The following is a 13,730-nucleotide window of genomic DNA, read 5'->3' on the forward strand; positions in this document are numbered from 1 at the left end:
ACCGTCGCCATGTCCGATGTCTCCCTCGAAGCCGCGCGCCGGCGCACCTTCGCCATCGTGTCGCACCCCGACGCCGGCAAGACCACGCTGACCGAAAAGCTGCTGCTGTTCGGCGGCGCGATCCAGATGGCCGGTTCGGTGAAGGGCCGCAAGGCCGCGCGCCATGCGACGTCCGACTGGATGGCGCTGGAAAAGGAACGCGGCATCTCGGTCACCTCGTCGGTGATGCAGTTCCCGTACGAAGGCCGCATCGTCAACCTGCTCGACACGCCGGGCCACGCCGACTTCGGCGAGGACACCTACCGCGTGCTCACCGCGGTCGACTCCGCGCTGATGGTCATCGACGTCGCCAAGGGCGTCGAGGAACGCACGATCAAGCTGATGGAAGTCTGTCGCCTGCGCGACACGCCGATCATGACCTTCATCAACAAGCTCGATCGCGAAGGCAAGCCGCCGATCGACCTGCTCGACGAAGTGGAATCGGTGCTCGGCATCCAGTGCGCGCCGGTGACGTGGCCGATCGGCATGGGCCAGCGTCTGAAGGGCGTCGTGCACCTGGTCACCGGCGAAGTGCATCTGTACGAACCGGGCCGCAACTTCACGCGCCAGGATTCGACGATCTTCCCCTCGCTCGACGATCCGGGCGTGGCCGAGCGCCTCGGCGACGCGATGCTCTCCGAACTGCGCGACGAACTCGAACTCGTGCAGGGCGCTTCGCACCCCTTCGATCCGGCCGCGTATCTCGCCGGCAAGCAGACGCCGGTGTTCTTCGGCTCGGCCGTCAACAACTTCGGCGTGCAGTTGCTGCTCGACTTCTTCGTCGAACACGCGCCGCCGCCGAAGCCGCGCGCCACCACCACGCGCGAAGTGGGCCCGTACGAATCGCACCTGTCGGGCTTCGTGTTCAAGATCCAGGCGAACATGGACCCGCAGCATCGCGATCGCGTGGCGTTCATGCGCATCTGCTCGGGCAAGTTCACCGCGGGCATGAAGGCGATGCAGAACCGCACCGGCAAGGAAGTGAAGCTCGCCAATGCGCTGACCTTCATGGCGAGCGATCGCGAGATCGTCGAGACCGCGTATCCGGGCGACGTCATCGGCATCCACAACCACGGCACGATCTCGATCGGCGACAGCTTCAGCGAAGGCGAGGCGCTGTCGTTCACCGGCATCCCGAACTTCGCGCCGGAATTGTTCCGCCGTGCGCGCCTGCGCGATCCGCTCAAGCTCAAGCAGCTGCAGAAGGGCCTGGCGCAGTTGTCGGAGGAAGGCGCGACGCAGTTCTTCCGCCCGCTGATGTCCAACGATCTCATCCTCGGTGCGGTGGGCACGCTGCAGTTCGACGTGGTCGCCTATCGCCTGAAGGACGAGTACGGCGTGGACGCGACCTTCGAGCAGGTGCAGGTCGCGACCGCGCGCTGGATCCGCTGCGACGACGCGAAGAAGCTCGAGGAGTTCCGCGAGAAGAACGCGCTCAACCTCTCGCTCGACGCGGCCGGCCAGCTGGTCTACCTCGCGCCGACGCGCGTCAATCTGCAGCTGGCGATGGAACGCGCGCCGGCGGTGCAGTTCCTGGCCACGCGCGAGCACGCGCATGCGGTCGCCATCGACTGAAGCAAAAGCTCCAGTCGATGAGGGGATGCTCGGCGACATGCAGCCCGCCGAGCTCGCCCCCGACGTTCACGCGCGTGCCGTGCTCGCCGCCCGCGAAGAACGGGCCAGCGCGCTGACCCACGGCTTCGGCGCGGTCGCGGCGCTGGCCGGCGGCATCGTGATGATCACGCTCGCCGCACTGCGCGGCGATGGCTGGCAACTCGCCGCGGCCATCGTGTTCTCGGCGTCGATGCTGCTGCTCTACGTCGCCTCGACGCTCTACCACGCGGCTTCGCACCCGGGCACCAAGGCGCGCCTGAAGGTCTTCGACCACTGTGCGATCTACCTGTTGATCGCAGGCACCTACACGCCGTTCACGCTCATCGGCCTGCGTGGCGACATCGGGCGCAACCTCTTCATCGCGATCTGGTCGCTCGCCGCGGCGGGCATCGTGTTCAAGCTCTTCTTCACCGGGCGCTTCAAGCTGGTGTCGACGCTCGTGTATGTCGCCATGGGATGGCTGATCATCGTCGCGATCAAGCCGGTGTGGGCGGCGCTGGACGCCTGGACGCTCGGCTGGCTCTTCGCCGGCGGCCTCTCGTACACGCTCGGCACGGTGTTCTACCACCGGCCTTCGATGCGCTACTCGCACGCGGTGTGGCACGTGTTCGTCATCGCCGGCACGCTGTGTCATTACGTCGCGGTGATGGCGCAGGTGCTGCACACCGCGTGAGCGTGTCTTCACGTTCGCGTCGCTGAACCCCGCGCAACGCATTCACCGCGTTTCGACCGCGTCGCCGCAATCGTCGCGGGATGGAAGAGCCGCGCACACCGGCAACGCAACGCACGCGCCCCGAAGCGGTGGCCGTGCTCGCGCGGCATCCGTGGTGGACGACGCTCGGCGTTTTCGTACTCGCGATCGTCGTGTTGCTCGCGTTTTGGGACTGGAACTGGTTCAAGCCGCTGGTCGAGCGCCAGGTGGAAGCGCGCACCGGCCGCAGCTTCGAGATCACCGGCAACCTCGATGTCGACCGCTTCGGCTGGACGCCGCTCGTGCAGATCGGCGGCTTCCGTTTCGGCAACGCCACGTGGGCGAAGGAACCGACGATGGCGTCGGCCGACTGCCTGCAGATCGCGATCGAGCTCAAGCCCCTGCTCTTCCATCGCGAAGTGCGCATCCCCGAGATCCGCTTGCGCAAGCCACGCTTGCGCCTGGAATACGGCCCGCAGCGTGAAGGCAACTGGACGTTCGGCGAACCGTCCACGGGCACCACGCAGTACGGCGCGCTGTGGATCGACGATGGCCGCGTGCGTTTCATCGATGCCGCGAAGAAGACCGATATCGATGTCGCCGTGCGCAGCGACCTGCGCGATCCGACGTCGCAGGCACCGCCCATCCTCGCCAACGGCGGCGGCCGATGGGAAGGCCGCAAGTTCACGATGCACGGCCGCGGCGAATCGCCGATCGCATTGAAGGAAACCACGCGCCCGTATCGCATCGACGTGCACGCCACCGCGGGAAGCACCAAGGGCCACGTGCGAGGAACATTGCTCGATCCGTTCCGCATGCGCGGCTTCGACGTGAAGCTCGCATTGTCGGGACGCAACCTCGCCGAGTTGTATCCGCTGCTCGGCATCGCCGCGCCGGACTCGCCGCCGTACGCGTTCGACGGACGCCTCACGCGCGAGATCACGCCGACCGCGCGCACCGGCACCGACGAGACGGGCGACATCTGGCATTACGACGATTTCACCGGGCGCCTCGGCGACAGCGACCTGTCGGGCGACGCGAGTTTCGAGACCGGGCGCAAGCGCCCCATCCTCGTGGCGAACCTCGTCTCGAAGCGGCTCGACTTCGACGACCTCGCGGGCTTCGTCGGCAAGCCGCCGCAAGCCGGCGCGGGTGAATCGGCGACGCCGGAACAACGCACCGCGGCCGCGCGCGAAAACGCGCGCACGCGCCTGCTGCCCGATCATCCCTACGAACTCGACAAGCTGCGTTCGATGGACGCCGACGTGCGCTGGAAGGCGCAACGGATCAACGCACCGAAGCTCCCGCTCGACGACATGGACGCGCACTTGTTCCTCGATGCGGGATTGCTGCGCCTGGATCCGCTGAACTTCGGCGTCGCCGGCGGCGACGTCCGCTCGACCATCCGCATGGACGCGCGCGAATCGCCGATCCGCACGCGCGCCGACATCCGCGCGCGCGGGCTCGATCTCGGCAAGCTCATCCCGGAACCGGAGGTGATGAAGGACGCGATCGGCCGCATCGGCGGCGACGTTCGCCTCACGGGGACGGGCAACTCGATCGCGCGCATGCTCGGCACGTCGAACGGCGACGCGCAGCTCGGCATGGGCAAGGGTCAGGTCAGCAACCTGCTGATGGAATTCGCGGGCATCGACATCGCCGAAGCGCTCAAATTCCTGGTGCAGGGCGACAAGCGCATCCCGATCCGCTGCGCGTTCGGCGACTTCGCGGTGAAGGATGGCGTGATGACGGCGCGCTCGCTCGCGTTCGACACGACCGACACGCTCATCGTCGGCGAAGGCAACGTCAGCCTGCGCGACGAAACGCTCGACCTGAAACTGCGGCCGCGCCCGAAGGACCGCAGCCTGTTCTCCTTCCGCGCACCGCTCCTCGTCGACGGCACGTTCAAGGACCCGTCGTTCCGCCCCGACATGGGCCGCGTGACCTTGCGCGCGGCGCTCGCGTTCACGCTCGGCAGCATCGCCCCGCCCGCGGCGCTGCTCGCGACGCTCGAACTCGGCCCGGGCGACGACGCGCAGTGCGGCGGCAAATACGCGAAGTAGCCTCTCTGGCGAAGTGGCCTCTCTGGTGGAGTAGCCCCTTTTAGTAAAAGGGGCGCGCGTCAGCGGGGGATATTGGCATGCATGCCTCGGGGCCCGAAGTTTGCGTAGCAAACTTTGGGCAGCAGCGGTACATCGCGTCGATTACGACGCGATGTACCGCTGCAGCTGGTCGATTTCTATTTGCTGATCTTCGATCACGGCCTTGACCAGGTCGCCGATCGAGATCACGCCCAGCACCGCATCGCCATCCACCACCGGCAGGTGGCGGATGCGCTTGTCGGTGACGATCTGCATGCAGTGGTCGGCGGTGTCGGCGAGGCCGACGCGCACGACGTCGCTGGTCATGATGTCGGCGACGGGCGTGCTCGCGGACGAGCGTCCCTGCAGCACGACCTTCCGCGCGTAATCGCGTTCGGAAATGATTCCGACGAGCTTGCCGGCCTGCATCACCAGCAGTGCGCCGATGCGTTTCTCGGCCATCAGCTTGATCGCATCGAGGACCGGCTGGTCGGGCCCGATCGCGAAGACTTCAGGCGCTTTCGATTCGAGCAGGTGGCGTACCGTGCGCATCGTCGTGTCCCTCCGCCGTTGCCTGCGCCGAGGATACTCCGGTCGCGGGGCGCCAGGCGTCCACGAGGTAGAGGGGGCGCTGCTTGGCCTCCTCGTACAGGCGGCCCAGGTACTCGCCGATGGTGCCCAGCGCGATCAGCTGCACGCCGCCGAGGAACAGGATCACCGCCATCATCGTCGGCCAGCCCGCGACCGGGTCGCCCCAGGCGACCGCCTTCACGATGATCCAGGCGGCGTAGAGGAAGGCCAGCAACGCGGTGACCAGGCCCACGTAGGTGGCCACGCGCAACGGTGCGGTCGAGAAGCCGGTGATGCCCTCGATCGCGAAGTTCCAGAGCTTCCAGAAGTTGAACTTGCTGGTGCCCGCGGCGCGCGGCGCCCGGTGGTACGGCACCGACACCTGGCGGAAGCCGACCCAGCCGAACAGGCCCTTCATGAAGCGATTGCGCTCGCGCAACTGTCGCAACGCGGCGACGGCGCGCGGCGACAGCAGGCGGAAGTCGCCGGTGTCGGCCGGCACCGGCGTGCGCGAGAGGCGGCCGATCACGCGATAGAACGCGTGCGCGGTCGCGCGCTTGAGCCAGGTCTCGCCTTCGCGCGCCAGGCGCGTGCCGTGCACGTCGTCGAAGCCTTCGCGCCAGCGTGCGACGAATTCGGGGATCAGTTCCGGCGGATCCTGTCCATCGGCGTCGAGGATCAGCACCGCATCGTCGCCCACGTGGTCGAGCCCCGCGGTGAGCGCCGCCTCCTTGCCGAAGTTGCGCGACAGGCGCAGCACGGCGACGCGGGGATCGGCATCGGCCATCGACTGCAGCACGGACCAGGTCGCATCGCGGCTGCCGTCGTCGACGTAGAGCACGCGAGAAGCGAGTCCGTCGCGCGCCAGGTCGTCGAGCACGGCGGCCAGGCGCGGCTGCAGCAGCGGCAAGGCGTCGGCTTCGTTGTAGGCGGCGACGAGCACGGTCAGGCCGGGCGCGTTGCGGATGGGCTTGTCGGGTCGGTGTGCGTCCATGCGGCGATGTTAGAGCAGCGGGATCAGTCGAGTGCGCGCAACCATGCAGAACCGCCGAGATGGTTTGCCTGGCGCTGGATGGCCGCGCTGCGTTTCTGGACGTACGGGCCGGGGTGGCCGGCGTCGTAACGGCGCGGGTTGGGAAGCACGGCGGCGAGGCGCGCGGCCTGCGCGGGCGTCAGCTTGTCGGCGTTGCGGTTGAAGAAGCGCACCGCGGCCGCCTGCGCGCCGTAGGTGCCGTCGCCGAACTCGGCGACGTTCGCGTAGACCTCGAGGATGCGGTGCTTCGACCACAACGTTTCGATCAGCACCGTGTACCAGGCCTCGAGTCCCTTGCGCATCCAGCTGCGGCCGCGCCACAGGAACATGTTCTTGGCGGTCTGCTGCGAGATCGTGCTCGCGCCGCGCAGGCGCTTCACCGGCGTGCCGCGCTTCGCCGCGCGTTCGAGCATGCGCTGGTTGTGCGCGCGCGCCTTCTCGATCGCCTTGAAATCGAAACCGTGGTGCGAAGCGAAGTTCTGGTCTTCCGCCGCGACCAGCGAGACGGGCAGCGCGGGCGCGATCGCTTCGAGGTCGCGCCACGCGTAATGCGTGCGATACGACCAGTCGCCCGCGCCGATCGCTTCGATGTGGCGGCCGACCATGAACGCGCTCATCGGTGGATCGATGAAGCGCAACGACAACACCTGCAACACCGTCAGCAACGCGAACAGCAGCGGCGCGATCAGCAGCCACCGCAACAGGCGTCGCCGGCGCGGCCGCGCTTGCATCCGGCGCTTGCCGGCCCCATCTGCCCCTGTTCCCGATGCCACGATTTGCCCCAGTCGTGCGTGCGGCGCGCATTATCCGCGACCACGCGGGGCGTGCGAGCGCAGCCTCACGACCGGGCGACACCCACCACGATCATGATGACCACGACGACCATGCCCGACGCTTCCGCCACCGGCCACGACGACCGCCTGACGCGCTTCCTGCTGCCCGAAGCGGGCGTGCGCGGCGTTCGCGTGCACCTCGACGAAACCTGGCGCCAGATCCGCTCGCGGGCCGAGTATCCGGAAGGCATCGCGCGCCTGCTGGGCGAAGCGGTCGCCGCCGCGGCGCTGTTCACCGGCCATGCGAAGGTCGACGGCCGGCTGTCCGTGCAGCTGCGCGGGCGCGGTGCGCTGCGCACGCTGTTCGCCGAATGCACGGCGGCCGGGACGCTGCGCGGCATCGCCCAGCTCGCCGAGGACATGCCCGCGCCGCAGGGCCTGGCCGATCTCGGACCCGATCCGATCCTGGCCATCACGATCGAGAACCCGTCGCCGCACGGCCGCGATCCGCAGCGCTACCAGGGCCTCGTGCCGCTGGAAGGCGGCAACCTTCGCACCGCGTTCGAGCACTACTTCGTGCAGTCCGAGCAGCTGCCGACCCGCCTCCTGCTGGCGGCGGACGGCGACCGCGCCGCCGGCCTGATGTTGCAGAAGCTCCCCGGCGACGGCGGCGACGCGGACGGCTGGACCCGGGCCTGCGCGCTCTTCGAAACCCTCACGCCCGAGGAGCTGCTCGACCTGCCGCGCGGCACGCTGGTCCACCGCCTGTTCCACGAGGAATCGCCGGAATTGCTGGCCGACAAGCCGTTGCAGTTCGGCTGCTCCTGCTCGCGGGAACGGGTCGAGGCGATGCTCCAGTCGCTCGGCCAGGAAGAGGCCGAAGCGGCGCTGGCCGATGACGTTGCCCGGGTGCGTTGCGAGTTTTGTGGGCAGGGCTACGATTTCACGCCGGCCGACATCGCGGGCCTTTTCGCCCCCGGGTCGACGGCCGCCATGCCGGCTCCCGAGCGCATGCAGTAAACGGGATGGATTGCCCGGTCCGGGGGTCTTTTTTGCCTCAGGATGATTGTTAAATAAACATAAACGGAATAGGATTCCCGCAAAGCCGCCTCAGGAACTTGGACCGGTCTGCCGGGTCAACAAAGCCGCCATGCAACGCTCGCTTCGCCAGCGCTTCTGCCTCGCCTTGATCGCCCTCGCGATCGGCACGGCCGCGCATGCGCAGACGCGCAACGCGGACGGCACGGTGGAGCTTCCGGTCTGGAACCAGGCGAGCGGCAAGGTCGAAGCGGTGCTGCTGCTCGAGCCAACGCAAACCTCGGTCGGCGTGCGCAAGCCCTTCAGCGAAGGTGCGCTCGACCTGGCCTTCGGCCTCAACGCCGGCGACGAACTCGGCCTGCTGTGCGATCGCAAGACCGGCGTGTCGAGTGCGATCGCCAACCTCGCCGGCCACTGCCTGCTCGCGTCGCTCGATGACCAGTCGTCGACCGACAGCCGCCACTTCAACGCGACCACCGCCTTCAGCCGCGATGGCGGCCGCGTGGGCCTGAGTCTCGGCACCGGGCAGGAAACGCTGCCTGCGTGGCTGAGCCCGAATGCACGTTCGAAGGTCGAACAGCACGACGTCACCGTGTTCGGCCAGAAGAACATCGGCCGCGAAGCCTTCATCACCATCGGCGGCACGGTCGCGAAAGCGCGCCTGGTGTCGGCGGCGGACGTGCCGGAACTCGCCGATCGCTGGAACACCCGCAGCTTCAGCCTCGGTGGCGGCTACGGCGCCTTCAGCGGCAACATCATCGGTCGCGTCATCGACGTGCCGGGCGAAGCCGGCAACTACCAGAACCTCGGCGTCGGTTTCACCTGGCGCACGCCGTGGAGCGGCCAGCTCACGGTCGGCGCGGAAAACGTGGTGACCCGCGGCAAGAACCCCTTCGCGCTGCCCGCGGGCGAAGACGACGGCACCGTGCCGTACGTGCGCTACGAGCAGGACCTGTAAGGTCCGACGCAACTTCCGGACAACGTTCCGCCCGCAGCCGCGTCAGCGCTGCAACGCTTCGATCATCGGCTTGAGCGGCTCCGCGTACGGCGCCCACTTCGGGACTTCGCGCGCCACCACGCCTTCGCGCACCTGCACTGCGCTCGCGGTCGCCACGCCGCGTTCGCGCGAGGCGAGTTCGAGCATGCGCGGTTCGAACTCCAGCCCGCAGAACGTCGCGACGCGACGCAGCACGTTTTCCGTATCGCGCGTCAGCTCCGCGTAGTCGACATCGAGGATGCGATCCGGATACGCCGCGCGCCAATGCGCCATGAGGCGTTCGTACTGGCGGTAGTAGTCGGCGAGCTCGAGCGGGTCGTACGAATACGGGTTCGCGTCGGAGAACAGCTCGCGCAGGTTGGAGAAGCATGTCTCCACCGGGTCGCGCACCATGTGCAGGATCTTCGCCTGCGGCAGCGCGCGACAGATGAAACCGATGTTGAGGAAATTCGACGGCAGCTTGTCGGTGAAGCAGCGCTCGCCGCGCAGCCGCCATTCCATGCCCGCGAGATAGCCCGCGCCCACTTCGGCGAAATCGGCCTGCGATGCGAGCTGCACGATCGTCGTGTCGATCACGCCGCGGCAATGGTGGTCGGTCGCGTAGCGCATGCGGCTGGTGAAGTCGTACAACTCGCCGACGCCGTGCACCTGCGAGTGACCGTCGAGCAGCTGTTCGAGCAGCGTCGTGCCCGATCGGTGCATGCCGACGATGAAGATCGGCGTGCGCGTATCGGCGATCGGCGCCACGGGCGCTTCGACCGGCATCGCGATGAGCGCGTCGATCAACGCGTGCGTTTGCGCAGGCTGGTAATCGAGCGTCGAGCGCTTGGCATTGCATGCGTGCACCAGCGCATTCCACGCGCCGACGTGGTCGCCGAGATCGTCGAGTTCCTTGTGCAGCGCGAAGGCCAGCAACGCGACCTCGTCGGGCCTGCGCTGGCCGGTGGAGAGCATCCGGCGCAGACGGTCGACGTGGTTGGCGTTCGGCTTCTGCTTCTTCAACCGCGAGAGGAACCAGTGCGCCTGCGCGATTTCCGGCGCGCGTGCGATGCACGCTTCCAGGTCCTTCGCGGCATCGTCGAAGCGGCCGAGATAGGTCAGCACCTGCCCGCGCGCGAGCAAGGTCGGCGGATAGCGCGGATCGCCGCGCACCGCTTCGTCGAGATAGCGCAGCGCCGCGTCTTGTTCGTTGAGGTAGCTCAGTTGCGCGGCGGCGACGATCAGCAGCGGGATCGGCAGCTGCGCAGGCGGGCCCAGGCGCGCGAGCAGGTCGTGCAGCGCCTGCGCTTCGTTGAACGTGCGCAGGCGGGCCATGAGTTCGCGCAACGTGTCGGCGTCGCGCGGCTTCGACTCGTGCGCGGCGAGCGCATGCGCGCGCGAGGCGCGGTAACGGCCCGCGAGCGATTCGATGTACGACAACTGCAGGTGCACCGTCGCATTGGCCGGATCGGCGACCAGCGCGCTTTCGAGCGCATTGCGCGCCTGCACCCAGTCGCGGCGGGATGCGTGCGCTTCGGCCTGGCGAAGCAGTTCGTTCGTCGCGGATTTCATCGCGTGGATTGTTGCAGAAAAAAAGCGGCCGCCCGAAGGCGGCCGCTCTCTTGTCGCGTTGCTTCTAAAGGATCTTAGAAGTCGTACTGGACCATGAAGCGGACCGAACGCGGTTCCTGCCAGCCCGTGGCGGCCTGGTAGACCTCCGGCTGCGGGTTACCCGCACCGTCTTCGCCGAACTCGTTGACCGTGACGGCGTCGCGGCTGTTGAGCACGTTGAACACGTCGACCTTGAACTGCAGGCCTTCCATCCAAGCCGGAGCGTACGCGACGTTCAGGTCGAGGGTGGTCGTCCACGGCAGGCGGCCCGAGGTACCACGCGGCACAACGGTCGTGCCGTTGTTGCCCGAACCGTCACCCGGGATACCGACCGGACCCGGATCGCACGAGAAGTACGAGTTCGCGTAGTGCGACGTGGCCGAGCCACCGAGGAAGCCGAAGCAGTTAATCGGACGGCCCGACTGCACCAGCATGTTCGCACCGACCGACCACTCGTCCGTCAGCTCGTAGTTACCGAAGAGCTTCAGGCTGTGGCGACGATCGTTCGGCAGGTAGCCGTACGAACCGATGGCGAGTTCGGGGTAGTCGAAGTCCTGCGTCGTGCCGGTGTCGTCCTGGCCGATGTCCGACTTCACGCCGCCTTCGGTGTTACCGATCGAGCGAGCGTAGGTGTACGAACCCTGGATGAAGAACTTGTCCCAGTCACCCTGCCAGAAGATTTCCAGCGCGGTGTACTTGCGCTTGGCTTCCGGACCGAGGACGTCGGCCGGAATCGGAATCGTCTCGAGCACGCCGTCGCCGTTGACGTCCATCTGGAAGATGCCGTCGGAGCCCGGGTTGTAGAGGCGGCAGAACGGGAAGCCGGCGTTGTAAACGGCAACGTCGGTCGGGTTCGCCGGATCCGGTTCCTGGAAGCCGCCGGTGTCCGGGTTGAACGTGAAGCCGTTCTCTTCCGCCCACGCGAGGATCGGACGGTAATCGCACTGGTCGTCGATCGCGCGCTTCAGGTCGCGGTAGATACCGCGAACGCCCATGGAGAAGTTATCCGTGAGCTGCTTCTGGAAGCCCAGGATGTACTCGTCCTGGTACATCGGCTCGAGGTTCTGCGAGGCGATCGTGTTCGGGTCCTTGCCGACGCCGAACTCGTTGTTCAGGTAGCGGATCGCACGACCGTTGTTCGGGTTGTCGACCAGCTCGATGCCGGTCGGTGCGCCCGTCGAGGGATCCACGCCCGTGAAGGTGTAGAACTCTTCCGAGAACAGCGAGGCCGAAGCACCGCGGACGGCCACGTTGCCGGTGAGCGGCAGCGCGTAACGACCGGCGTTGGCGAACACCTTGAACGTCGAGTCACCGAAGACGTCCCACGAGAAGCCGAGGCGCGGGGCGAACTGGTTGTCGATCTTCGCGTAGGTCTCGCCCACGCCGTTCTTGTTTTCGAAGGTATCCCAGCGCAGGCCGAGGTACGCGACGAAGTTGTCGGTGATGTTCCAGCTGTCTTCGATGTAGAACGCGGTCTGGTCGACCTGCACGGTCGCGCCCGACTGGAACACGCGCTTGCGCACGATGCCGTCGGCCAGCGACGGATCATCGCTCGGGTCGCCGTTGCCGTTCAGGTCAACCTGGTAACGGCCATAGCGCCACACGATGCCGCCCGAGTACGACTCACCGGCGACCGACTCGTAGTTGTCGATATCGACACCACCACGGATCAGGTGGTCGCCCAGCTGCCATTCGGCGTCGATACGGAACTGGTCACGCGAGTCCTTCGCGTCCGGACGGCCGAGGAACTGTGCGAGTTCGCAACCAACGCGCGACGGGATGAGGCCGTTGATGGCCGCAGCGCGCGCGTCGACGATGACCGGGCAGCCCGAAGCGCCCTGGCCGACCGCACCCTGGTACGAGTTCATCAGGCCGTTGGCCGAGACCGACCAGTTTTCGCGAGCCGACTCACCGGTACCGGCGAGCACCGACAGGGTGAAGGTGTCGGTCAGGTAGCCCGTGTACTTCAGGATGTAGCTTTCGCCACCGAAGTTGTCGAACGCCGTGCCCTGGTAGTAACCACGCGTGGCGTCGGTTTCGTACGGCTCGACGCGGTAGTACGCGGTTTCGAACTCACGCTTGTCGGACAGCGCGGTGAATTCGAGGATGTTGCTGTCGTTGATGTTCCAGTCCGCCTTCAACAGCCACTTCGGCTCGTCGGACTTGGCCTGCGTGCTCGAGCCGCCACCGACGGTGGGGTCGAGGCGCGCGCCCGTGTGGCCGTATTCGTACAGGCCATACAGGAACAGCTTGTCCTTGATCAGCGCGCCCGAAGCCCACACGGCGGCACGCATTTCATAGTCTTTCTGCTGCGAGTTGTCGGCGATCAGCGTGCCGAGGTTGTTGAACTGGTTCGGGTTCGACTCGTCCAGTTCTTCCGGCTGCCAGAAGATGTTGCCACCGGCGTGGAACTCATTCGAACCGCGCTTCGAGATCTGGTTGATCACGCCGCCGGTCGAACGACCGAATTCCGCACCGTAACCACCCGTCTTGACCTGCTGTTCGGCGATGCCTTCGAACGGCACCTGCACGAAGTTGAGGTTCTGGAAGGTGTTGGTGATGTTGAAGCCGTTGAAGAAGTACTGGTTTTCGGCAACGGACGCGCCGCCGAACGAAGCCAGGTTACCGAACGCCGCGTCGCCGCGGACGGTACCCGGGGCCAGCAGGGCCACGTTGGTCGTGTCGCGCGAGACCGGGATCTTGTTGATCTGTTCGGCCGTCAGGATCGTGGTCGACTCGACCGACGAGACGTCGATCGGGTTGATCGCACCGGTACCGACGACTTCAACCGTGCCGAGTTCCTGCGGACCGGCGGCGGTCTGCGAAACGAAGTCGATGTTGGCGGCGGTGCCGACATTGACCGTCACGTTGCGCGGCGAGCCGTTGTTGCGCGAGATCTGGTACTGACCAGTCGGCAGCTGCGAGAAGCGGTAGGAACCGTCGGCGCCCACGGTGATCGTGCGCGAGAAGCCGGTCGACGGATTGGTGATGGTGATCGTGTCACCGGACGCGGCCTGACCGGTCACCGCACCCGCGGTGTTGGTCTGAGCCTGCACGCCGCCCACGAAGCACAGACCGAGAGCAACGGTCAGCGCGCTTCGCTTCAGGCCTTTGGCGAATTGCTTAGAAGCCATTTTTTTGAACCCCCATAGGGACGGATGGACCATGTACGTCAAAGCCGTTAATGGCATGACCGGCCGACTATAGATCGGCAACAAATCCTTAACAAGACCCTTCTCGAATCTAATCGAGCCGTTTCTCAACTTGCCGCCGAACGGCAGTTGGCGATGCCTCGATCCATCTT

At 66.6% G+C, this 13,730-nt stretch carries 10 protein-coding genes; 5 read left to right on the top strand and 5 right to left on the bottom strand.

The features are described from left to right. Positions 1 to 9 precede the first annotated feature (9 nt). From LK996_RS13055 to LK996_RS13065, 3 genes are all read left to right on the top strand, one after another. Positions 10 to 1,614, top strand: coding sequence for a peptide chain release factor 3 (locus tag LK996_RS13055; protein WP_230527796.1), 1,605 nt, complete (start codon positions 10 to 12; stop codon positions 1,612 to 1,614). 37 nt (positions 1,615 to 1,651) lie between these two features. Continuing rightward, positions 1,652 to 2,326 (top strand): PAQR family membrane homeostasis protein TrhA, encoded by a 675-nt coding sequence (gene trhA, locus LK996_RS13060; RefSeq protein WP_230527797.1) that lies wholly within the window; start codon positions 1,652 to 1,654, stop codon positions 2,324 to 2,326. Between the two features lie 80 nt (positions 2,327 to 2,406). Further along, positions 2,407 to 4,407 carry an AsmA family protein gene (locus LK996_RS13065; RefSeq protein WP_230527798.1) on the top strand — a complete coding sequence of 667 codons (2,001 nt, stop codon included), beginning with the start codon at positions 2,407 to 2,409 and terminating at the stop codon, positions 4,405 to 4,407. 141 nt (positions 4,408 to 4,548) lie between these two features. On the opposite strand, the gene LK996_RS13070 is transcribed toward LK996_RS13065, so the two are convergent. Genes LK996_RS13070 through mtgA form a run of 3 tightly spaced genes read right to left on the bottom strand, consistent with a single transcriptional unit; the run spans position 4,549 to position 6,759 of the window. Further along, positions 4,549 to 4,977 (bottom strand): CBS domain-containing protein, encoded by a 429-nt coding sequence (locus LK996_RS13070; protein WP_230527799.1) that lies wholly within the window; start codon positions 4,975 to 4,977, stop codon positions 4,549 to 4,551. After that, a complete protein-coding gene (locus tag LK996_RS13075; protein ID WP_230527800.1) occupies positions 4,937 to 5,989 on the bottom strand; it encodes a glycosyltransferase family 2 protein in 1,053 nt (350 codons plus the stop codon). Before LK996_RS13075 ends, LK996_RS13070 begins: the two co-directional genes overlap by 41 nt. Before the next feature lie 23 nt (positions 5,990 to 6,012). Then, entirely contained in the window at positions 6,013 to 6,759 is a 747-nt protein-coding gene (mtgA, locus tag LK996_RS13080) for a monofunctional biosynthetic peptidoglycan transglycosylase (RefSeq protein WP_230527801.1), read from the bottom strand. A gap of 138 nt (positions 6,760 to 6,897) precedes the next feature. Between mtgA and hslO the strand changes: the two genes are divergently transcribed. Continuing rightward, the gene (gene hslO, locus LK996_RS13085; RefSeq protein ID WP_230527802.1) at positions 6,898 to 7,821 is read left to right on the top strand and encodes an Hsp33 family molecular chaperone HslO; all 924 of its coding nucleotides are present in this window, start codon (positions 6,898 to 6,900) and stop codon (positions 7,819 to 7,821) included. Between the two features lie 166 nt (positions 7,822 to 7,987). Beyond that, positions 7,988 to 8,797, top strand: a complete 810-nt coding sequence (locus LK996_RS13090; RefSeq protein WP_425493786.1) for an XOO1806 family protein — start codon at positions 7,988 to 7,990, stop codon at positions 8,795 to 8,797. 42 nt (positions 8,798 to 8,839) lie between these two features. Here LK996_RS13090 and LK996_RS13095 read toward each other — a convergent pair whose 3' ends face one another. Beyond that, a complete protein-coding gene (locus tag LK996_RS13095) occupies positions 8,840 to 10,387 on the bottom strand; it encodes a tetratricopeptide repeat-containing sulfotransferase family protein (protein WP_230527804.1) in 1,548 nt (515 codons plus the stop codon). 74 nt (positions 10,388 to 10,461) lie between these two features. Beyond that, entirely contained in the window at positions 10,462 to 13,482 is a 3,021-nt protein-coding gene (locus LK996_RS13100) for a TonB-dependent receptor (RefSeq protein WP_230527805.1), read from the bottom strand. Between the last annotated feature and the right edge of the window lie 248 nt (positions 13,483 to 13,730).

It is taken from the genome of Noviluteimonas lactosilytica (genome assembly GCF_020866925.1).
Taxonomy (GTDB): Bacteria; Pseudomonadota; Gammaproteobacteria; order Xanthomonadales; family Xanthomonadaceae; genus Noviluteimonas; species Noviluteimonas lactosilytica.

Excerpts from the sequence above, each read along its gene's own strand:
- LK996_RS13095 (WP_230527804.1), bottom strand. The coding sequence starts at position 10,387 with ATGAAATCCGCGACGAACGAACTGCTTCGCCAGGCCGAAGCGCACGCA.
- mtgA (WP_230527801.1), bottom strand. The coding sequence starts at position 6,759 with ATGCAAGCGCGGCCGCGCCGGCGACGCCTGTTGCGGTGGCTGCTGATC.
- LK996_RS13075 (WP_230527800.1), bottom strand. The coding sequence starts at position 5,989 with ATGGACGCACACCGACCCGACAAGCCCATCCGCAACGCGCCCGGCCTG.
- LK996_RS13065 (WP_230527798.1), top strand. The coding sequence starts at position 2,407 with ATGGAAGAGCCGCGCACACCGGCAACGCAACGCACGCGCCCCGAAGCG.
- LK996_RS13055 (WP_230527796.1), top strand. The coding sequence starts at position 10 with ATGTCCGATGTCTCCCTCGAAGCCGCGCGCCGGCGCACCTTCGCCATC.
- hslO (WP_230527802.1), top strand. The coding sequence starts at position 6,898 with ATGACCACGACGACCATGCCCGACGCTTCCGCCACCGGCCACGACGAC.
- trhA (WP_230527797.1), top strand. The coding sequence starts at position 1,652 with ATGCAGCCCGCCGAGCTCGCCCCCGACGTTCACGCGCGTGCCGTGCTC.
- LK996_RS13070 (WP_230527799.1), bottom strand. The coding sequence starts at position 4,977 with ATGCGCACGGTACGCCACCTGCTCGAATCGAAAGCGCCTGAAGTCTTC.